This window comes from Clostridium saccharobutylicum DSM 13864 (assembly GCF_000473995.1).
Lineage (GTDB): Bacteria > Bacillota > Clostridia > Clostridiales > Clostridiaceae > Clostridium > Clostridium saccharobutylicum.
Genome location: NC_022571.1, coordinates 4,246,094 through 4,268,808, shown reverse-complemented (window position 1 = coordinate 4,268,808; position 22,715 = coordinate 4,246,094). Strand labels below are relative to the sequence as shown.

19 protein-coding genes and 1 riboswitch are annotated in these 22,715 nt (G+C 28.4%); of the genes, 14 read left to right on the top strand and 5 right to left on the bottom strand.

The features are described from left to right. Positions 1 to 35 precede the first annotated feature (35 nt). Positions 36 to 137: riboswitch (THF riboswitch) on the top strand. 149 nt (positions 138 to 286) lie between these two features. Both CLSA_RS18570 and CLSA_RS18565 read left to right on the top strand, forming a co-directional pair. Then, on the top strand, positions 287 to 829 hold the full coding sequence (locus tag CLSA_RS18570; RefSeq protein WP_022748929.1) for a folate family ECF transporter S component: 543 nt from the start codon (positions 287 to 289) through the stop codon (positions 827 to 829). 806 nt (positions 830 to 1,635) lie between these two features. Beyond that, complete coding sequence (locus CLSA_RS18565) at positions 1,636 to 2,667, top strand: alpha/beta fold hydrolase (RefSeq protein WP_022748925.1); 1,032 nt, start codon at positions 1,636 to 1,638, stop codon at positions 2,665 to 2,667. A 139-nt stretch (positions 2,668 to 2,806) separates the two neighbouring features. Here the strand turns inward: CLSA_RS18565 and CLSA_RS18560 are convergent, their stop codons facing one another. Continuing rightward, positions 2,807 to 3,295, bottom strand: a complete 489-nt coding sequence (locus tag CLSA_RS18560) for a hypothetical protein (protein WP_022748921.1) — start codon at positions 3,293 to 3,295, stop codon at positions 2,807 to 2,809. Positions 3,296 to 3,531: 236 nt separating this feature from the next. On the opposite strand from CLSA_RS18560, the gene CLSA_RS23230 reads away from it, so the two are divergent. After that, positions 3,532 to 3,792 (top strand): hypothetical protein, encoded by a 261-nt coding sequence (locus CLSA_RS23230; protein WP_022748917.1) that lies wholly within the window; start codon positions 3,532 to 3,534, stop codon positions 3,790 to 3,792. A 111-nt stretch (positions 3,793 to 3,903) separates the two neighbouring features. Beyond that, entirely contained in the window at positions 3,904 to 4,068 is a 165-nt protein-coding gene (locus tag CLSA_RS23225; protein WP_155738361.1) for a hypothetical protein, read from the top strand. A gap of 25 nt (positions 4,069 to 4,093) precedes the next feature. Here CLSA_RS23225 and CLSA_RS18550 read toward each other — a convergent pair whose 3' ends face one another. Beyond that, positions 4,094 to 4,996 (bottom strand): DUF1002 domain-containing protein, encoded by a 903-nt coding sequence (locus CLSA_RS18550; protein WP_022748912.1) that lies wholly within the window; start codon positions 4,994 to 4,996, stop codon positions 4,094 to 4,096. Between the two features lie 611 nt (positions 4,997 to 5,607). On the opposite strand from CLSA_RS18550, the gene CLSA_RS18545 reads away from it, so the two are divergent. The 5 genes from CLSA_RS18545 (at position 5,608) to CLSA_RS18525 (ending at position 12,889) form a co-directional block, all read left to right on the top strand. Beyond that, a complete protein-coding gene (locus CLSA_RS18545) occupies positions 5,608 to 6,948 on the top strand; it encodes an alpha-amylase family glycosyl hydrolase (protein ID WP_041716360.1) in 1,341 nt (446 codons plus the stop codon). A 330-nt stretch (positions 6,949 to 7,278) separates the two neighbouring features. Beyond that, entirely contained in the window at positions 7,279 to 9,252 is a 1,974-nt protein-coding gene (gene pulA / locus CLSA_RS18540) for a type I pullulanase (protein ID WP_022748904.1), read from the top strand. A 30-nt stretch (positions 9,253 to 9,282) separates the two neighbouring features. Further along, on the top strand, positions 9,283 to 10,053 hold the full coding sequence (locus CLSA_RS18535) for a DUF4931 domain-containing protein (protein WP_022748900.1): 771 nt from the start codon (positions 9,283 to 9,285) through the stop codon (positions 10,051 to 10,053). 379 nt (positions 10,054 to 10,432) lie between these two features. Continuing rightward, the gene (locus tag CLSA_RS18530) at positions 10,433 to 11,620 is read left to right on the top strand and encodes a class I SAM-dependent rRNA methyltransferase (RefSeq protein ID WP_022748896.1); all 1,188 of its coding nucleotides are present in this window, start codon (positions 10,433 to 10,435) and stop codon (positions 11,618 to 11,620) included. Between the two features lie 399 nt (positions 11,621 to 12,019). Beyond that, a complete protein-coding gene (locus CLSA_RS18525; RefSeq protein WP_022748892.1) occupies positions 12,020 to 12,889 on the top strand; it encodes a DegV family protein in 870 nt (289 codons plus the stop codon). A 702-nt stretch (positions 12,890 to 13,591) separates the two neighbouring features. On the opposite strand, the gene alr is transcribed toward CLSA_RS18525, so the two are convergent. Both alr and CLSA_RS18515 read right to left on the bottom strand, forming a co-directional pair. After that, entirely contained in the window at positions 13,592 to 14,755 is a 1,164-nt protein-coding gene (gene alr, locus CLSA_RS18520; protein WP_022748888.1) for an alanine racemase, read from the bottom strand. A 254-nt stretch (positions 14,756 to 15,009) separates the two neighbouring features. Continuing rightward, the gene (locus CLSA_RS18515) at positions 15,010 to 16,461 is read right to left on the bottom strand and encodes an aminotransferase-like domain-containing protein (protein ID WP_022748885.1); all 1,452 of its coding nucleotides are present in this window, start codon (positions 16,459 to 16,461) and stop codon (positions 15,010 to 15,012) included. A gap of 264 nt (positions 16,462 to 16,725) precedes the next feature. Between CLSA_RS18515 and CLSA_RS18510 the strand changes: the two genes are divergently transcribed. From CLSA_RS18510 to CLSA_RS18500, 3 genes are all read left to right on the top strand, one after another. Then, positions 16,726 to 16,905 carry a hypothetical protein gene (locus CLSA_RS18510; protein ID WP_041716359.1) on the top strand — a complete coding sequence of 60 codons (180 nt, stop codon included), beginning with the start codon at positions 16,726 to 16,728 and terminating at the stop codon, positions 16,903 to 16,905. Positions 16,906 to 17,099: 194 nt separating this feature from the next. After that, positions 17,100 to 17,468, top strand: coding sequence for a desulfoferrodoxin (locus CLSA_RS18505; protein ID WP_022748878.1), 369 nt, complete (start codon positions 17,100 to 17,102; stop codon positions 17,466 to 17,468). Positions 17,469 to 17,935: 467 nt separating this feature from the next. Continuing rightward, complete coding sequence (locus CLSA_RS18500) at positions 17,936 to 19,576, top strand: ribonuclease J (protein ID WP_041716815.1); 1,641 nt, start codon at positions 17,936 to 17,938, stop codon at positions 19,574 to 19,576. Between the two features lie 109 nt (positions 19,577 to 19,685). Here CLSA_RS18500 and CLSA_RS18495 read toward each other — a convergent pair whose 3' ends face one another. Beyond that, positions 19,686 to 20,486 (bottom strand): DeoR/GlpR family DNA-binding transcription regulator, encoded by an 801-nt coding sequence (locus CLSA_RS18495; protein ID WP_022748871.1) that lies wholly within the window; start codon positions 20,484 to 20,486, stop codon positions 19,686 to 19,688. 629 nt (positions 20,487 to 21,115) lie between these two features. Here CLSA_RS18495 and ulaG point away from each other — a divergent pair. Both ulaG and CLSA_RS18485 read left to right on the top strand, forming a co-directional pair. Further along, positions 21,116 to 22,180, top strand: a complete 1,065-nt coding sequence (gene ulaG, locus CLSA_RS18490) for an L-ascorbate 6-phosphate lactonase (protein ID WP_022748862.1) — start codon at positions 21,116 to 21,118, stop codon at positions 22,178 to 22,180. A gap of 55 nt (positions 22,181 to 22,235) precedes the next feature. Beyond that, the gene (locus CLSA_RS18485; RefSeq protein WP_022748857.1) at positions 22,236 to 22,679 is read left to right on the top strand and encodes a PTS sugar transporter subunit IIA; all 444 of its coding nucleotides are present in this window, start codon (positions 22,236 to 22,238) and stop codon (positions 22,677 to 22,679) included. Positions 22,680 to 22,715 lie beyond the last annotated feature (36 nt).

Sequence of the window (22,715 nt, the reverse complement as noted above, 5' to 3'; positions counted from 1 at the left end):
GAATATAATTATGTAGGTTATGTAAAAATTTTATTTACAGAGTAGATATTTGTGCGTTAAGTGTTAAAAGAACGGGAAGTTGTCTTTTAAACGAAAAATTCTTTGAATTTGCGGTACAAATATTGCATTCCGCTGTTATGTAAAAGAGAATCTCTCTTTTATTTCAGCAAATGAATTATGTTAATCAACTTTCTTTGGCAAGATTATTAATCTTTGCTTTAAGTTTAGCTGAAATAATAAATTTTAGTTATTTATTACTAAAAATTTAATATGAGGAGAGGTTTTTATGAAGAATTTTTACAATTCAGTTTTGTGCTCATCACGGGAATTAAAAAACGTTAGAAATTTAGTTACTGCTAGTTTATTAATTACTATTAAATTAATACTAGATTTGTTTACAATTCAAATTTCACCAGTTTTACATTTAAGTTTTGAGTTTCTAGCATCATCAACTATAGGAATGTTATTTGGCCCGGTTGGTGGGGCTGTTTGTGGAGGATTGTCTGATATAATTAACTATATAATTAATCCCAAGGGAGTGTTTTTTCCGGGATTTACTATATCGGCAATGGTTTTAGGAATGATATATGGGACTTTATTATATAAGAAAAAAGTTACATTTATTAGATGTATAATTGCTGAGATTTTAGTAGTGTTAATCGTAGATATAATCTTAAATACATTTTTTTTATCGTTATTATATGGAAAAGCATTTGCTTTATTACTTCCAGCAAGAGCATTTAAGAATGTTGTAATGATTCCAATAAATGCATCAATGATGTATTTTATACTGAAATTAGTAAATAGAATTAAAGAACAAAATTTTTAAATATAGATAAATAACTTATAGATTAGATTTATGTGATGATTAATCGAAAGAAAGGAGACTATTTTACTCGGTTGCCAGATAATTTTGCTGTGGATTTCTAACAGCAGAAGTTGTACCCATTCCTGCATGTTCTCAAGGCAAGCGTTCACAGGGAAAGTTCGAAGAACGAAATGTAAAATTTCGATTCTCACTTTTGTGACAAGCAAGAATGGAACAACTTTTACTGAAGAAATACCTACAGCCAAATTATTAGCGCAACACTGCGTAAAATAGTCTCCTTTCTTTCTGGTATGGAATATATTTCGAAGTTTGTTTATTTATATATTTATTTATAGTTAAGAATTCTAAAATTATATGAATTCAAAGTGATATCTATACTAGAAATCATATGCATATTTGTGAAAGTTTCATAAGTTTGATAGAACAAATATATATCTAATTTCGGTTATTCACTACATAAATCTAAGTCTTGATTTGGATATCCACATCAATTTGGTGTTGAAACTAAATTAATATATGGTGTAATATTTTAACATAGATTTTATAATATATTTTAGGAAAAAGTACTATATTAAAATTAGAGAATGTTTAAAAATAATTCTATATATTTTGGGATTGTGATTTAAGCAGTAGTTAGGAACAATTCAAAAAATAATAAGTCCATCTGTCAAGTCTATTTTTAATCATACTAAGTTAGCTAACTATGAGACAAATTTTATTCATTGCCTGATGAAATATAATCATCGCATTTTGGACTTGCTATTTTCTTTCATGTGCCTTATCAATAAAATTGTAGGAGATTGTTTATGAAAAAGTGCAATAGTAATTCTAGTATAATTTCAGAATTAGATTTTAAAATTAAGAATGTGGAAAAATACATTTCCCATAGTAAATATAAAGAAGATATGATTAACAAAGTTGAACCATACTTAAAGAAAAAATTAGAGAATGGGTATATTATAGGAGAGAAAGGCTTAAAATTATATTACGAAAAGTTTATATGTGAAAATGCAAAAGCGAACATAGTTATTTGTCATGGATTTGGAGAATGTACTGAGAAATATTATGAATTAATATATTATTTTATTAATGAAGGATATTCAGTTTTTATTATAGAACACAGGGGAAATGCTAGATCACAAAGATTAGGAATAGATGATTATCAGATTAGCGTTGATAAATTTTCTTACTACATTGAAGATTTTAAAAAATTTATTGATGAGGTAGTTATTCCGAATGGAAATGATAAGAAGTTGTTATTATTTGCTCATTCTATGGGTGGAGCAATAGGAACTATGTTTTTGGAAAGATATCAGGAATATTTTTCGGGAGCTGTTTTAAGTGCACCAATGCATGAAATAAATACAGGAAAAGTACCTAAGTTTGTAGCTACATCTATAGCTAGAATAATGAAACTTTGCGGACGGGGTAATCAATATTTACCTGGTCAAGAAACTTATAATGGTGAGAAGAGAGTTTCAGCCAGATCTACAAGTTGTAAGGAAAGATATGAATACCAATTTAATAAAGTTAAGAATACTAAATCATATCAAACTGGTGGATCATCTGCTGGATGGTATCTTGAAGGAGCAAAGGTAACAAAAGAGATGGTAAAGAAAAAGAATGCTTCAAAAGTAAAGATACCAATACTGTTATTTCAAGCAGAATATGATACACATGTAATGCCAAGAGGACATTATAAATTTGCAGGCTATGCTAAAAACTGTAGAGTAATATATATAAAGGGATCTAAGCATGAACCTTATTTTGAAATAGATAAAATAGCTTTTGCATTTATTGAAAGAGTACTATCTTTTTATAGTGAAATAATTAATTAGAATATTTTCAGGTGTTTAAATTATGATAATATATTTAAAAGAAGATAATGACGTTAATTTATAATATTGTTTTTATTATATTAGTTTTCAATTTGTAGTATAATTAACCACCTGCATGGACAGGTGGTTTCTTTCATATTTATCTTAGAAATTCTTTGAAGATATCTTTACTTGAAAGGTTACCATCAATTATATTTTTATATTCATTTAATTTTGCCTCTTCTTCATCAGTTAATTTAGATCCAGAGTGTTTCTTTTCCATTAAGCATTTAAAACTTTTATATTTTTCATTTCCTAATTTGCCTTTAATTATAGAATCCACAATCGAATGTAAAGACTCCATTTGTTCTTTTGTGAGTTTAGTACCTTTTTCTTTACACTCTTTAAGTTCTTTTAATTGCTTTTTTTGTTCAGATGAAAGATATTTAGAATTTTGACTACTAAATATATCAAGTTTTTTCTCATTCTTATTTTTATCAGATTTATCCTTGTCAGCAATGTAAGTTGAATCTTCTAAATCGGTTGTAGCGCTAAAAAGCGTATAGGCTACTGCCTTTTTGGGGATAAAAGACATGCAACTAAGAACAGCTAAAGAAGTTGCTATAAGTTTTATGTTTTTTTTATTCATTGTCATACCTCCGTAGATGTTTGATTTCAATAATAGTATGTCAAAAAATAAAAAAATTATTAATAAAATGAAAAGTAATTGTAAAAGATATGATATAGATAAACAATTTATGATTTAAACTTAGGTGTTAATTTACCGAAAGCAAGCGGAATCTTTTACTCGATTGTTATAGAATATTGCTATGGATTTCTAACAGTAAGAGTTGTTCCATTCTTGCATGTTCCCAAGGCAAGCTTGTGACAAGCAAGAATGGAACAACTTTTACTGAAGAAATATCTATACCAATATTCCAAATGCAATGCGGTGCAAAAGATTCCACTTACTTTCTAGTTTTGAATATATTTCAGAATTTAAGTTTAAGTGATAAATTGTTTATACATGGAAAAAAATTATTGGCTGAAAAATCAATATATGGTAAATATTTTAGTAAAAATATAAGTTCTAAATTTTATTATCCATATATAACAATAAAATTATTAAATTTTTATAGAATCTAAGGATATCAATAAGTGTAAAAATTTTCTAAAATATGAACTACACTTAAACTTTGAAATATACTCTATACTAGAAAGAAGCTGTATCCTTTTTCGGAGTGTTGCATTTATAATTTGGCTGTAATCATTTCTTCAGTAGAAGTTGTCCTATTCTTGCTTGAGGAGCAGGCAGGAATGGGTGTAACTTCTGCTGATAGAAATCCACAGCCAAGTTATATAGCAACCGAGAAAAAGAATACAGCTTCTTTCGGTAGGTTACATCATAATTCTAAGTCATAAATCTTTTATCTATATTTATAAATTATTACTTATCATTAGAATTACTTGTAAATAAGGAACCTATTGAATGGAAGAAACCTGAAAAAAGATCCCCTAATTTATCAAAAAAGCCTTTTGCTTCAGCGCTACTTAGCTTATCTTTTAATTGATTAGTAACATCATTTAACTGATCTTTAATACTATTATAGTTAATATCTAATTGATTAATTTTATTCATTACAGATTTAATTTTTGCTATATCATCATCGGTTAATTTTGTCTTATATGGTTCTGCATCTTTATCAACCAGCTTATTTAAATCTGAATCAGTTTTAGGCTTTTCTTTTACTACATCTTTCTTTATGTTATTCATTAAGTTGGCGGCATCGTTTTGACCTATTTTATCTCCTAGATCTCCTGTAACAACAAGTTCTTCATTAGCAGCCTGTTTTGCGTTTTCATCAATTTTTTTACCAGAACTACTATTTTCAAATCCTTTTAATATACCAGTAAGAGCAGCAGTTCCAGATACTTTGAAAGGTGCAGATGCTTTTACATTTGCATTTTGAATACCAGCTGTAATTAAAGCGTTTTTAATCATTCCATCAGTAACCCAAGTAAGATTATTAGTGGTTATATTTAATCCACCTTTATCTGTAGGTTCTACATAAGAACAAGATATTGATTTATTACCTAATTGAGATTCTGTAGCAACTTGTCCTAAATATTTATGTTCTTCTGCTGAGGTAACTTCTAGTATGTTTGCATCATTTTTTGTTACTTCAAAATATTTTAACATTTCATTTTTTTGTTGTTCACTTAAATCAGCACCAATGGTTACAGATTTAAATGAATCAGCGTGAGCGATTGAACTTGGCATGGAAGTAACTAAAACACCTAATGATAAAAACGCTATACAAGTTTTACCTATAAGTTGTTTAAATTTCATAATTGTCAGTCTCCTTTATTTTGTGTAAGTATGTTTGTAAAGAAAATTAAAGTATTATTACATTGACATTATATCATATAAATAAGTAATTTCTAGTTTTTGTTATATTACGTTTATATTAATAATTTTATATATTTCTTTTGAAATAAAAATGAGAAAAGTTTTAAATATATTTTAAATGAACTAAAAGTTATATATAATTGTAATATGTTTATGTATTAATTTTCATAAAATGTTATTAATATGTTAATATTGGGAAAAATATAATTTAGATGTTAATAAAATTATGAAGTGCACAATACTTTAAATATATAGAAAAAAATGGTGTATATAATAAAATCATGTACAATATTAATTAAATAATAATCAATACCATTACTACTGCATAAATTAGTATTAAGATAAATAAAGAACATCCCCAAATATTAATTTATCAATTTGATTTATTATATATTAGTTTAAGTAATTTCATAAAACATTTTATGAAATTTATATGGTATATAAAGCACAATAAAGAAGATAATAGACTGATTTTCGCTTAGTTCATGCTTGATGCAAATGGGCGTCGCATATTTAGGCTGTTAATTTTCTTAAGAAAGGGAGATGATGTTATGAATTTATGGATCAGAGATAGTGTAATATATGAATTTTATACACTTGGGTTTTGTGGGGTTTTAGAGCCAGGCAAAGTGTATGAAAAGAAGAATAGATTAACTAAAATTGAAAAGTGGATACCACACTTAAAAGAAATGAGTGTAAATACCATTTATTTTACACCAATTTTTGAATCAAGCAATCATGGATATGATACTAAAGATTATTATAAGATTGATGAGAGACTTGGAACTAATGAAGATTTTAAGAAACTATGTGAAAAACTTCATGAAAATAATATAAGAATAATATTAGATGGAGTGTTCAATCATGTGGGAAGAGAATTTTGGGCATTTAAGGATGTACAACAAAGAGGTAGAAGTTCTAAATATTGCGATTGGTTTTCAGGATTAAATTTTGGTAGTAGAAGTCCAATGGGAGATGATTTTAATTATCAAAGCTGGAATGGCTGCTATGATTTAGTAAAACTTAATTTAAGAAATCAAGAGGTTTTAGATCATTTATTAAATGCAGTAGGAAGTTGGATAGATGAATTTGATATAGATGGGTTACGATTAGATGCAGCAGATAGTATAGATTTTGAATTCTTTAAGATTTTAAGAAAATATGTAGATAGTAAAAAGAAAGAATTTTGGTTAATGGGTGAAGTAATTCATGGTGATTATACAAGATGGGCAAATACAGAGATGTTAGATTCTACTACAAATTATGAATGTTATAAAGGCATTTATTCAAGCCATAATGATAAAAATTATTTTGAAATAGCATACTCATTAAATAGATTATTCGGTAATGGTGGAATTTATAAGAATCTATATCTTTATAATTTTGTAGATAATCATGATGTTAATAGATTGGCAAGTACGTTAAAATTGCCAGAATATATATATAATGTTTATACATTATTGTATACAATGCCAGGAGTACCAAGCATTTATTATGGTAGTGAATATGGTATTAAGGCGGTTAAAGGAAATGGAACAGATTTACCTTTAAGGCCAGAATTAGACCTTGGAAAAATAGATTCAGCAAATGAAAAATTGTTTAAGTTAATTAAGAAGTTGGGTAATATCAGAATGGAAAGTGAAACTTTAAAATATGGAAGTTATGAGCAGGTTTTAGTCAAAAATGAACAACTTGTATTTTCTAGAATGTACAAACAGGATAAAGTTTATATACTTTTGAATTTATCTGATAAAAATAGTAATTTAGAGTTTGAACTACCTTTTAATCAAGGAATAGATTTACTAGATGACAATAAAACTATAATTAATGGTGGAAGAATAAGTATAACAGTACCATCATTCTCAGCTAAGATAATAAAAAAACTTAAATAAGGCACATTCAAAAAAACAAGTTCATTTGCTTGCCTATTTTTCATCAGAGGAAGCTCGACTCGCATACGCTCACTGAGTAAGCGAGTCACACAAAATCCATTTGGAATTGAGGTTAACTCATAAATGATTTAACTAAGTTCAAGAAACCAAATCATAAATTTGGACTTTCACTTATCTGCTAATGAGCAAATTGCCGTAATAGGCTCGCTATGATAGCAATTCATCTCCTTGTCTGATAAAAAATATCCGCAGCAAATTGGACCTGTTATTCCTGTTTTATGTGCCTAAATTAAAAATGTTTAATAAAACTAACAAAGGGGTAGTAATATAATGAATTTATTAGGTAATGATTATAATAATTATAGCGGCAAACTGGGAATGCAATATTCTAAAGAAAGCACTAAGTTCATATTATGGGCACCAAATGCAAATAATGCACGATTAGCCTTATACGGAAAAGATGGAAGAAGTTATACTAATGCTCCTGAAAGAATTTTAGATATGAACAGAGGAGAGCAAGGTACTTGGAGCATAGAAGTTAAGGAAGATTTAAATGGAGAATTTTATAATTATTTAGTCACTAATAGCGGAAGTGAAAGAGAAGTAGTAGATCCTTATGCTAAGGCATTAGGGGTTAATGGAAATAGAGGTATGGTAATAGATCTCAGGGCTACTGATCCTATAGACTTTGATAAAGATGAAAAGCCAGAATTGAGTAGTGCTGCGGGATCTGTAATATATGAAGTGCATGTAAGGGATTTTTCAATAAATGAAGAATCAGGCATAAAGCCTGATGTAAAGGGCAAGTTTCTTGCTTTTTGTGAACATGGAACCACAGTACAAGGAAAATATACAAAGACAGGAATTGATTATCTAAGGGATCTTGGAATCACACATGTGCATTTACTTCCAAGTTTTGATTATGAGACTGTTGATGAAACTAAATTGAATTTACCCCAATATAATTGGGGATATGATCCTAAAAATTATTTTGCTCCAGAAGGTTCGTATTCAACAGATCCTTATAGTGGAGAAAAGCGAATTAAAGAATTTAAAGAGATGGTTAAGTGTCTTCATAAATCTGGGATAAGAATTGTAATGGATATGGTTTATAATCATACTTATAAAACTTATGATTCTAATCTTAATTTATCAGTTCCGGGATATTATTATCGCCAGGATTCAAATGGATATTTTTCAAATGGATCTGGATGTGGAAATGAATTAGCATCAGAGAGATATATGGTAAGAAAACTTATTGTTGATTCGGTTATTTATTGGGCAAAAGAATATCATATAGACGGATTCAGATTTGATTTAATGGGACTTCATGACATTGAAACTATGAAACAGATTAGAACAAAGTTAGATGAAATAGATCCTTCTATACTTATGTATGGAGAAGGATGGACTGGTGGTGGAACACCACTTAGTGGAGAATATGCAGCAACAAAACAAAATGTTGTTAAGTTTGATAAAATGCAGATTGCAGCATTTAGTGATGATACTAGAGATGCTGTTAAGGGACATGTATTTAACATCAATGAGCGTGGATATGTTAATGGGAGAACAGGTCTTGAAGAGACAATTAAATTCTGCATAGTAGGAGCAACAGGACAAAAGGATATAAATTATGATAGGGTAATCTATTCTCATTGGTCTTGGGCAAATGAACCTTATCAATGTATAAACTATATATCGGCACATGATAATTATACTCTTTGGGATAAATTGGCGATGTCAAATAAAGATTCTTCTGTAGAAAAACGTAAAAGTATGAATAAGCTAGCAGCTGCAATTATTTTGACTTCTCAGGGAATACCATTCTTTCAAGCAGGAGAAGAATTCTTAAGAACTAAGAAAAATGATGATGGTAGCTTTAATCATGATAGTTATAATTCACCAGATAGAATAAATAATCTAGAATGGAAGAGAGCATTCGAGTATAAAGATATAGTTAATTATTATAGAGGTTTGATTAAGCTTAGAAAAAAATATAAAGCTTTTAGAATGAATTCTTGTGAAGAAATAAAAAAGAATTTGATATTTTTAGAAAAAGGTGAAAGTTATTATAAAGAAAATGTGGTAGCATATAAAATAGAAGATAATAGTGGAAAAAATTTATGTAATACTATAGTAGTAATATTTAATCCAAATGATGAGGAAGCATTTGTTGATTTAAAAGACTGTGGATGGAGTGTACTTGTTAATAAGGAAAAAGCTGGTGTAGATGAAATTTATTCTATAGCAGGTAATAATATTACTGTTCCTTCAAAGTGTGCTCATGTTTTAATCAAAAAATAAATTTAGATGAAAGGTTTTAGGTGAATATGGATGGAGCAAGAAAAATACCTGGTATTCCTAAATCATATTAATAGAGATAAGCCTAATGATTTTAGAAAAATAAATGTAAAAGAATGTCCATTTTGTAATAGAGAAAAGCTTGTAAACATTATTGATAAAAGTGGTCCATTTATATTATTAAAAAATAAGTACCCTACTTTAGAGGATACTTATCAATTAGTCCTTATAGAAACCTATACTTGCGATACTGATATGGGAGAATATGATGTAGAATATATGGATAAATTAATACGATTTGGGGTTAAACATTGGTTAAAGCTTGAGGAAGATAATACCTATAAATCAGTTATATTTTATAAAAATCATGGTCCTCATTCTGGAGGAAGTTTAAAACATCCCCATATGCAAATTGTAGGACTCAAAAATATTGATTATAAATTAAACGTAAAAGATGAATATTTTGAAGGAATAGAGATTTATAAAAGCGAAAACTGTTTGGTAAACTTATCGAATAAGCCAATTAATGGGTTTACTGAATTTAATATTATTATAAATGATGACTTATATGCATTAAATGAACTTTCATATAATATAAGAAAAGTTGTTCACTATGTATTAAATAATTATTTTGTAAAGTGTGATAGTTTTAATATATTCTTCTATCATTGGAAACAAAGAATAATATGTAAGATAACACCTAGGTTTACAACATCACCATTATTATTAGGATATGGAATAAAACAAGTATCTAGCATTGAGCATGATATAGCAGATAAATTAAGAACTATGTATTTTCAGTAGATAATTACTAAAAAATAATTTTATTGATATATTTGATGCTATTTATGATTAGAAATAAAAATGTATGATATAATTGTTAAAAATACAGGTATATTAAGAAGATGATAAAACAAGTATATAAGGCACATTCAAAAAATAATAAGTTCATCTGGCAAGCCTGTTTTTCATCGTACTGCATCAGCGGATTGCTCTAATAGGTAAAATATGAGATCAATCTGCTTTCTTACTTGATGAAAAATAATCATGGCATTTTGGATTTGATATTTTTTATGTGTCTGACGCTTACTTTTGAGGATATAGTATGATAAAGAATAGCATGTGTCCTTGTTATTTTCTTTTATATATCTAATCTATAAATTTAGGTTTAGGAAGGTACATAATGAAAGAAGTAACACTTACAGTAAAAAAAGAATTTGTAAATAGATACAAGAAAGGATACCCTTTAATTCTTGAAGAAGCCTTGGAGAATAGTAAGGTTTTAAAGGATGAAGGGCAACTAATAACTCTTGTAGATAAAGATAAAACTTTTTTAGGAAAAGGGTATTATGGAAAACAAAATAAAGGCTGTGGCTGGATTTTAAGTAATAGTAAGAATAGTAATATAGAATATAAGTTTTTTTATGATAAATTAAGAAATGCATTTTCTAAAAGAATGAAGCTTTATCATTCAAAAGATACTACTGCATTTAGAGTATTTAATGGAGAAGGAGATGGAATTGGAGGTATAACCATTGACTACTTTGATGAATATTATCTAATAACTTGGTATAGCAAAGGTGTTTATGTTTTTAAAGAGCATATAATTAAAGCTATAAAGTCATTGGTATCTTTTGATGGAATCTATGAAAAAAAGAGATTTGAAGAAAATGGTATGGTTGTAGATGAGGATAGTTATTTGATTGGAAGGAAAGCACCAGAACCCCTTGTAGTTAAAGAAAATGGAGTTAATTTTGCAATATATCTTAATGATGGTGCAATGGTTGGAGTATTTTTAGATCAAAAAGAAGTTAGAAAATCTATTAGACAGAAATATTCTAGGGGAAAGAGAGTTCTAAATACTTTCTCGTATACAGGAGCATTTTCCATGGCAGCTGCAAAAGGTGGAGCTATTACTACAAGTGTGGATTTAGCAAGTAGAAGCTTAGAAAAGACGACTGAGAATTTTAGAATAAATGGTATTAATCCTGAGGAACATGATATAGTAGTTGAAGATATTTTTCTTTATTTTAAACATGCCAAAGAAGAAAATTTGAAATTTGATGTAGTTATACTTGATCCACCAAGCTTTGCAACATCTAAAGATAACAGATTTAGTGCTGCAAAAGATTATAAGGATTTAGTTAAATCTGCTATAGCTATAACTGAAGATGAAGGGGTAATTGTATCATCTACAAATTGTGCTACATTTAATATGGATAAGTTTAAGAGATTTATAGATCAGGCATTTAAAGAATGTAATAAAAATTATGAAATATTAGAAGAACATAATCTTCCAGAAGACTTTGCGGTAACAAATAAATTCCCAGAAGGAAATTATTTGAAGGTTGTATTTGTAAGAGTTTATTAAGGCACATTCTAAAAAATAACAAGTCCATTTTGCTAGAATGTTATCAGAAGAAGCTAGACTCGTATAAGATCACTGAGTACTCACAGAGTAAGGGATCATCATCAAATTATAGATGTCCACAGGGAAGGTTAGAAGAGCGAAATATAAAATTTCCATTCTAACTTTTGAGATGTCTGCTTAATCGATTCACATCAAATCATAGACAAATTGCCCTAATAGGTGAGCTATTAAGGCAATTTGTTTCTTTGCATGATTAAAAATATCAATAGCAACTTTGGACATGCTATTTTTTTGATGGTACCTAATTCATAGACTTATGAAATATATATTATAATTAGGTATGCAATAAATGCAAGATTTACAATAGACTATATTAAAAAATAGTTATGAGGTGTTAAATTGAATAAATTTATAATAACTACAGATTCAACTTCAGATTTACCATTAGAATATTTAGAAAAAAATAATGTTGGATTATTGTCTATTCATGTTCAAATTGGAGAAGGAGAATACTTGGAAGATGGCTCTTTAAATATTAAGGAATTTTATGACAATATGCGTCAAGGAATTATGCTTAAGACATCACAAGTTAATCCAGAGCAAGCAAAAATAAAATTTGAGCAATACTTAGAAGAAGGATATGATATACTACACATTTCATTTTCGTCAGCACTTAGTGGAAGTTATAATAGTAGTAGAATTGCTGCTGATCAATTACAAGATGAATATAAAAATAATAAGATTGTAGTTATAGATTCTCTATGTGCGTCTCTAGGTGAAGGTCTTTTAGTGTATAAAGCTTTGGAATTAAAAAAAAGTGGAAAAAGTATAGACGAAATATCTAAATGGATAGAAGAGAATAAGCTTAATGTATGTCATTATTTTACAGTAGATGATCTTAATCATTTGTATAGAGGTGGCCGTATATCTAAAAGTACTGCAATTCTTGGAACAATGATTGGAGTAAAACCAATACTTAATGTTGATAATGAAGGATGTTTAAAAGCAGTTTCTAAGGTAAGAGGTCGCAAAAAATCACTTATTACACTGGTTGATAACATGGAGAAACTTATTAAAAACTCTAAATATAAAAATGATATTGTATTTATAGGACATGCAGATGCAAGTAAAGATGCTGAATTTGTTGCTAATAAAATAAAAGAAAGACTAGGCATTGAGTCATTCTTCATTGCGCCTATTGGAGCTGCCATTGGAACTCATACAGGACCAGGAGCTGTTACATTATTTTTTATGGCAGAAAATAGATAAACAACTTTGACTTTAGAATTAAATGATAGCTTACCGAAAGAAGCTGTATTCTTTTGCTCGATTGCTATAGAATAGGACTATGGATTTCTAACAGTAAAAGTTGTTCCATTCCTGCGTGCTCCTCAGATAAAACTGAGGACAAGCAAAAATGGAACAACTTTTACTGAAGAAATGCCTATAGCCTTATTCTAAATGCAATGCTACGCAAAAGAGTACACCCACTTTCTAGTTTTGAATATATTTCATAAGTCTGCTTTGTTATTGGTTTATCCATAAGAATAATATGACTAATTAATATTCTCAACTTAATGAATACTTATAGATAAATGTTATTATTGATTTTTTGTGGCTATATTAAAGAAAGATAAAATAAATGGATAGAATATCAATTATAAGAATTTAGTGAATGTAAAACTTTTTTGATAATATTCTTTATATGTAGGCATACTAGTATATATATTTATGTGTTGAATATATAGATAAAATTAGAAATTAGGAATATGTTTTGTGAAGTGTTTCTAAGGAATTTTTATGGTTGTGATTCTTAGAGTATAAGTTGTTCCAAATGTGCTAGTTCATAGCTTGCTTTGAGGCTAGCACTCTGGATGCAATTTATGCTCTTAGAATCACCCATAAAAATTCCTTAGAAACCGAAACAAAACATATTCCTAATTTCGGTTAATCACATCATAACTCTAAATTCTAACCAATGTAATTTCTTACTTTTACTATTTCGTTATTTTTGATGTAAACTCTAGGAATTCTTTCTTTTAGCATACAAAGAATTTCATAATTAATAGTTCCCATTATTTCTGCTAAATCATCCGCATTCATTTTTAAATTTCCATCTTCACCAAGAATAATGACTTCATCATTGATTTTAACATCCTCAATATCTGTTACATCAATCATACATTGATCCATGCAGATTCTGCCTACTACTTTTGCAAATTTACCATTTATAATTACTTTTGCATTAGGGGCTAGCAGTCTAGAATATCCATCAGCATAACCTATTGGAATTGTGGCAATTATGCTTTTTCTTTCTGTTTTGAAAGTTCTTCCATAACTTATATACATATTTTCATCCATTTCCTTGATATGAGCAATACGAGTTTTTAAAGTTAATGCTGGTTTTAATGATAAATTTTCTTTATTAATATCATTAGAAGGATAATATCCATAAAGTATAATTCCAGCCCTAACTGAATCTAAATAAGTTTCTTTCAGGTCAATAATAGCGCCACTATTTGAAACATGTTTTAAAGGTACTTGAATTCCACGTTTTGAAAGATTAGTAACAAAGTCAGTATATTTCTTAAATTGTTCATAAGTATAATCTTTATTTTGTTCATCAGAAGTTGAGAAGTGAGTGAAAATTCCAATTACATCTAATCCGCCTAAGCCACATATCTCGGTTACAGCATCTAAAGATTCTTGACTAGGAATAAAGCCAATTCTGCCCATTCCAGTATCTAATGCAATATGAATCTTTGCTTTTTTATTAAGTGATAATGCTATTTTAGATAATTCTTTTGCATATTCTAAGTCATAAACAGTTTGTTCTATATCATAATTTATTAATTCTTCACCAAAATCTGAAGGAGTATATCCAAGAATCATAATAGGTTCTGTGACTCTACTTTTCCTGAGTTCAATGCCTTCAGATAAAACGGCTACTGCAAGTCTTGAAGCTCCGTTTTCAATAAGTATAGGGGCTACATCTACAGCACCATGTCCATAGCAATCAGCTTTGACAACGGCTATTACTTCTTTATCTTGTGCTAATTTTTTTATATTCTTCATATTAAAAGCTATTGCATCTAAATCTATTTCAGCCCATACAGGTCTAAGTATTTTCTCCATAATTACGCCTCACAATATTATTTATTTGAATGTATTATATTTTAAATAAAACTCTATTTTAGCTAGAGTTTAAAGTTGGAATATTTATTATAACATATACATTTTAATAAATGATTGGAAAGAATAAAAGGACCACTAAGTATTTAAATTATATTGGTTGTGGTTCCATAAAAATTCAATTTATTATTTTTTTAATGTGACTTCGATAAGGCTCAGTCCACAAATATACGGTGTCTCTTTGATTCATTAGCCTTTTAAGTGCCTAATAATTTTAAATTGTCACCAATTATTTTTATACCTTTTACTATATCTTCGTCACTAACTCTTCCAAATCCAATTCTAAATGTGTCTAATCCATGGTTTTGATCTTCGTAAAAAATATCTCCAGGCATAAATATAACTCCATCATTGTAACATAAATCTAAAAGTTTTCTTGAGTTTATATTATTTTTAAGCTTAATAAATATATGTAAGCCACCTTCACCTGTTACATATTCATATGGTATATATTTATTAATCATATTCATTACCAGATTATATTTATCTCTGTAATATTTTCTTACATTTTTTACATACCTATTAAAAGCTCCACTCTTTAAATAATAATAAAAGGCACTTTGATCTAAAAATGATGAGTGAATAGTTTTGCCTCTTTTTACACTTTCTAATATATCTATAAGTTTTTCGTCAGCAAAAATCCATCCAATTCTAAGACCTGGAAATAGTATTTTTGAAAGACTTCCAATATAAATGACCCCATTACCATCACCACATAGGGATGCTATTGGCTCAATAGGAGAGCTGGAGTATAGTAATTCTTCATTAAAGCCATCTTCTATTATTGGAACGGAATATTTCCTAAAGAGCTTGTAAATTTCTTTTCTTCGTTCAGTTTTAGTTACTATCCCTGTTGGATTATTATAGGATGGTATTAAATATCCAAACTTAGGTACACAATCTCGTAAGTTTTTATTAAGCTGCTCTAAGTTTAAGCCTTCTTTATCCATATCTATTTGAATAATCTTTAGTCCATAGGATTTCATAATTTTTAAAGCTGTATTATGAGTTGGTTTTTCGCATAAAATAACATCTCCAGGTTTAGTCAGGGAACCTATAATTATATCAAAGGCTTCGGTAAAACCATTTGTTATTAAAATATCTTTATTATTTACCTTTACACGTTTATCTTTCATATAATCAAAAAAGTAATCAATCAAAGGTTTATAACCTTTGGCATATCCATAATTTAATAGATTTGATTCCTCAAAGTTCCAAGCGTCTAAAAGAGACCTCTTAAAATCATCAAGATTAAAAAGGTCACTTTCCGGAGAAATAGATTTAAAAGAAATCATTCCTTTTTTATAAGGTAATTCACTTTTAATAATATCAAGTTTTCTAAGTGTATATGCATATTCATTAAGTTTTGATGTAAAATCTACAGTATATTCATAACTTTCAGTTTCTCCTTCAATAGAAACAAATGTACCAATACCTCTTTTAGTAGTTATTATTCCTTTACTTTCTAATTCTTCATATGCAGAAATAACAGAATTCCTACTAATATTTAGAAGTTTACTTACTTCCCTTGTTGACGGAAGTTTACTATTTTTCTTTAATTCACCTTTGTTTATTCCATCAAGAATATGTTTTTCTATTTGTAGATAAATAGCTTCATCTTTATTTATTTCAAGGTTAGAAAATATCAATTTAATCACCTCACATTTAATTATACTAAATTTTGAACAAGTATATTTAACTTAAGGCATTTTTAAAAATATGCCTAAGTATATAGGATTTATCATTGTTTAATATTATATCAACTATTTATTAATGTTTACAATTAAATATTCTATATGATTATCTTAAAATGAGTTTAGTTTTTCATGTATAATAGTAGTATACAAATACAAAGAATAACGTAATTGTTATTTATTTTCACGTGCCTTATGCGCGTTACAAATGGAGGAAATATGAATAATAAAAATATAGAAATGATGAAAAAACTAATAGAAGAAAAAAAGCAAAGAGGAAATAATTCTAAAAACAATAGAAAAGTTAACAAAGTTACAGGAAGAGCATCAAAAGTTATGGGAAGAGAAGCTTCAAAGGGAGTTAAAGTTGGAAATGGTGGGGGATTATTTGATAGGTAATTGATATAGATATATAAGGACTTATTGAATTTTTAGATGTTATTAACTCGAAATATTTTTGTCTTTAAATATCTTACACAATATTTAATTAATATTTGAATCTAGATAATAGGACAATAAACGCATATATTAGTGAATATTATATAAGAAAGAAATATATAATATATATATTATGGTGAAAGGTGGTTGATAACATGGTAACATTCTATCGTTGTGAAACATGTGGAAATATTGTAGAACTTATTAAAAATGGTGGCGGAAAGTTAGTTTGTTGTGGAAAGGAAATGACAAAGCTTGAACCAAATACATCAGATGGTGCACAAGAAAAGCATGTTCCGGTTGTAGAACGAAAAGATGGTAAAATACATGTGAAAATAGGTTCTGTAGAGCATCCAATGACTGATGAACACTATATAGAATGGATTGCAGTGGTTACAGATAAAATTATCGAAAGAATTTCATTATCACCAGGAGAAAAACCAGAAGCTGTTTTTGCCGATAAAGGGCATGGAACTGTTTATGAATATTGTAATATTCATGGATTGTGGAAAACAGAAATATAAAAATCAGGATGAAAAAGAACATCTAATAATACTATAATTAAAAAAACAAGTATCTATATAATTCCCAATTTATATAGGTACTTGTTTTATATTTGTAGTATTTAAAAATTAGTTATTAATTTTAAGAATTCTAGACAAATAAATTTAAAGTTAATTTAAATAATATATAAATTTGACTCATATATTTAAGGAATTTGGTCAAAATTAAAGTAACAGCTTAAATAAATGATAGCGCAGATATTTATTTAAATATAATATTTAGGGGTGATGATTTGAATAATAAAGATAATATTTTGGATTATGAAGATAAAGATTTAAATACAACTATTGCTAATGAAAAACAAGCTAATAATGATGTTAAATATAAAAAAAATGATACTCTTGAGTCAGCATATTTTAATAAAAACAAAGTAAATGGTAAATTAAAACATAAACCAAATTTCCCCAAAAAAAGAAACGTATTAAAAATAATTCCACTAGGTGGATTAGGGGAAATAGGAAAAAATATGACTGCATTTGAGTATAAAGATGAGATAATAGTCATAGATTGCGGATTAGCATTTCCTGATGAAGACCTTTATGGGATTGATATTGTCATTCCTGATGTAACATATTTAATAAATAATAAAGATAAGGTAAAAGGCTTTTTTATAACACATGGGCATGAAGACCATATAGGTGGTTTGCCTTATGTATTAAAACAAATTAATGTACCAATATATGGAGCAAAGTTAACTATTGGTTTAATTGAAGGTAAATTAGAAGAGCATAAAATGTTAAGAGATTGTACATTACATGTAGTTGAAGTAGGAGAACTCATAAAATTTGAAAATTTTAAAATTGAGTTTATAAGAACAAATCATAGCATACCAGATAGTTGTTCTATTGCATTATATACACCTATAGGTACTATTGTACATAGTGGAGATTTTAAGGTTGATTTTACACCAATTGATGAACAAGTACTCGATTTACAACGATATGCACAGCTTGGTAAAAAGGGTGTATTACTTTTAATGGCTGATAGTACTAATGCACTTCATAAAGGTTACACTATGTCAGAGAAGACTGTAGGTGAAACATTAGAAAATCTTTTTGAAAAGGCAACTGGAAGAATTATAGTGTCTACATTTGCGTCTAATGTACATAGACTACAGCAAATTAGTGATTGTGCTAGAAAAAATAATAGGAAAATAGCCTTTAGTGGAAGGAGTATGGAAAATATTTCTCGAGTGGCTATTGATTTAGGATATCTGTTTATACCAGAAGGTATGATAATAAGTTTAGATGAAATTCAAAATTATGAGAATAATAGAATTACAATTATAACTACTGGAAGTCAAGGTGAATCTATGGCGGCGCTTACTCGAATAGCATCATCAACTCATAGAAAAATACAAATACAAAAAGGGGATATGGTTATTATTTCAGCATCTCCAATACCTGGTAATGAGAAAGCTGTATCAAATGTGATAAATGATTTAACTCAAAAAGGTGCAAATGTAATATACAAAGCTATAGAGGATATACATGTTTCAGGTCATGCTTGTGAGGAAGAACTTAAATTAATGCAAGCATTATTAAAACCAAAGTTTTTCATACCATTGCATGGTGAATATAGGCATTTGATAGCACATGCTAAAATAGCACAAACTATGGGTGTAGATAAGTCAAATATATTCATTTTAGATACTGGTGATATATTTGAATTATCAAAAAACAAAGGTGAAATAATTGGCAAAGCTCCATCAGGAAGAATTCTTATAGATGGAATGGGAATTGGTGATGTTGGAAATATGGTATTACGAGATAGAAAGAATTTAGCTGAACATGGAATGATAACAGTAGTTGTTACTATAGATAGGAGAAGTAAAATTGTATTAGGCGGGCCTGATATAATCTCAAGGGGATTTGTATATATGAGAGATTCAGAGGAATTAATTAGGGAAATAAGAGGAATAGTTCTTAAATGTGTTGAAGGCTGTTTGGAAAGGAACATAACTCAATGGGCAGAGATAAAAAATACTATAAGAAGAGAAGTAGATAATTTCGTTTATATGAAAATGAAGAAAAAACCTATGATATTACCTGTAATTGTTGAAATATAAGTTTAAAAAGCTATTTTGAAATATAATATTCAAAATAGCTTTTTAGGCACATGAAAGAAAAAATGATAAGTTATAATTATTTCTTCAAAGTATTTAATATATCATGTTTTTATTTATAGTCTATTGGAATTACAGTTACCCCTTTATCTTCAAAACCTTGAATACTGTTTTGATCAATATCGCAATCTGTAATAAGACAAGAGATTTCATTTATATCTCCACTAGAAAAGTTATTTCGTTTACCAACTTTTGAACTATCAGCTAAAATATATATTGGTCCACTACAACGATTGATCATTTCATGGTTAATTAATGTTTCTTGAAGCACTGTAGTACTTATTCCAGAATCAGAAGCAATTCCGCTAACACCTAAAAAACATTTGTCAGCTGTTACTTTAGAAAGAATGTAAGTTGCAAATTCACCAACTAAAGATTGTTTTCTTTCGTAAACTTGACCTCCAGTTAATACTAATTCAATATTAGGGCCTATAGTTGCATGCAACGCTTTGCCATTATTGGTAATAACATTGACTCTTTTATCATCTAAATATTGTAATATTAACAGTGCTGTAGAACTAGAATTTATAAATATAGTATCACCATCGTTTATCAAAGTTGCTGCATATTTTGCAATGCTTTGTCTTTTTTTTATACGTTTTAATTTAAAATCATTGTTTTCAATGTCGTTATTATCAATTATGTCATCGTTTACAGAGTCAGCTAGTTTTGCGCCACCATAATATCTTACGATTATACCTTCTTCATCTAAAGCTTGTAAATCTCTTCTTAAAGTAAGAGGAGAAATATGTAGCCTTTCTGCTAATTCATTAGTATTAATTGATTCATTTGTTCTAAGGTAATCTAATATTTTCTCTCTTCTTTTTGATACGATGCTTTGTGTTTTTTTCATATTTACCTCCACCTTTAACTAATATTTATACCATATTTGGACTTGTTATTTTATTTCATGTGCCTTATTTAAGGCACAAGCAAATAAATAACAAGTACATTCAACATCATATTTTCTGTCATCATTCTTCGGTAGATTGCTATAATAGTCCTCTATGAAGGCAATTTTACTCATTGCCTGATAAAAAATATTCATAGCAACTTTGGACTTGTTATTTATTTTCATGTGCCTAAATTTAGTAGTTTGTTTAAATCAAAATATAAATAATCAAACTAATATATATGTTGTAATGTGATTGATATAATTGACTTAGTTTTAATGTACCAAATTAATTAGAATTTATATAGATTTTAATTTTCAACATATATACATTATTATTTAAAATAATTTGTTATCAGTAGTATAATACAAATGTGCAAAAAGTTCAACTTAAATAATCAAATAAACATATAAAATAATGAAATTTAAAAAAAGTTCAAAAAGTACTTGTCTTTTTTGAATTTTTGATGTATTATTAACACATAAACAAACAGAACATTCAAACAAACAGACACAATGTTCAAAAGCAACAAAAATTGTAAAGAATAAAATATAAATAAAAAATTATGATAATGTAAGGGGAGATTTAAATGTCAAACGTACAAGATATTACAAGAGAATCATGGATACTTAATACTTTTCCAGAATGGGGAACTTGGTTAAACGAGGAAATAGCAGAGGAAAATGTAAAGCCAGGAACTTTCTCAATGTGGTGGTTAGGATGTACTGGTATATGGGTTAAATCAGAAGGAGGCACAAATCTATGTATAGATTTCTGGTGTGGAAGTGGAAAGAATACAAGAGCAAATCCTTACATTAAACCACAACATCAAATGGCTAGAATGTGTGGAGGAAAGAAACTTCAACCGAATTTAAGAGTAGCACCTTTCGTATTAGATCCATTTGGAATTAAAGAAATTGATGCAGTAATTTCAACACATGATCACAATGATCATATCGATGTAAACGTTGCGGCGGCAGTTATGCAAAATTGTGATTCGAGCGTTCCTTTCATTGGACCACAAGCTTGTGTGGATAAATGGACTGGCTGGGGAGTTCCAAAAGAAAGATGTATAGTCGTTAAACCAGGAGATACAGTAAAAATTAAAGATATAGAACTAGTTGCATTAGAATCATTTGATAGAACAGCATTAATTACAGAACCACCAACAGGAGACATAAGAGGAACAATGCCAATTGATATGGATATAAAGGCAGTTAATTACTTAATCAAAACTCCAGGTGGAAACATTTATCATAGTGGAGATTCACATTATTCAAATTATTATGCAAAGCATGGAAATGACTACAAGATTGATGTGGCATTAGGATCATACGGAGAAAATCCAAGAGGTATTACAGATAAGATGACATCAGTAGATATTTTAAGAATGGCAGAAAGTTTAAAGACAAAAGTAGTTATTCCATTCCATCATGATATCTGGTCAAACTTCCAAGCTGATACTAAAGAAATATTAGAACTGTTCGATATGAGAAAGGACAGGCTACAGTATACATTTAATCCATTTATATGGCAAGTTGGAGGAAAATTCACATTCCCACAAGATAGTACAAGAAGAGAGTACCATTATCCAAGAGGATTTGAGGATTGCTTCTCAACTGAAATAAACATACCATATAAATCATTCTTATAAAAATAATATGAGGGTTAGGAGTAGCCTAATCCTCAGCTAAAAAGGGGGAAACGGAATGTTACAAGAATTAATTGAGAAAAAGAGATATTCATTTCATGAAGGATTTAATAATTGGGAAGAAGCAGTTGAGGCTTCGTGTAAACCTTTAATTGAAGACGGAGCAATAGATCACGATTATGTTGATGCGATAATAGCTAATGTAAAAAAATATGGACCATATATAGTTATAGCTCCTGATATTTGCATTCCTCATGCCCAAGAAGGTGTAGTAGGAGTTAATGAAACAGCAGTATGCTTTATGAGAAGTAAAAATCCAGTTCATTTTAGTGATGATCCAGATCAAGATGCAAGATTATTCTTTGTATTAGCATCAACAGATAATAATGTGCATTTAGAAAACTTATCTAAGCTAGTTGGTTTAATAGAAGATGAATCTACAGTAGAAAAATTAATTGAAGCAAATTCTGTAGAAGATTTAAAAGCAATACTTGAAATTTAAAACAAAAGTAGTATAAAAAAATGAATCTTTATCAAA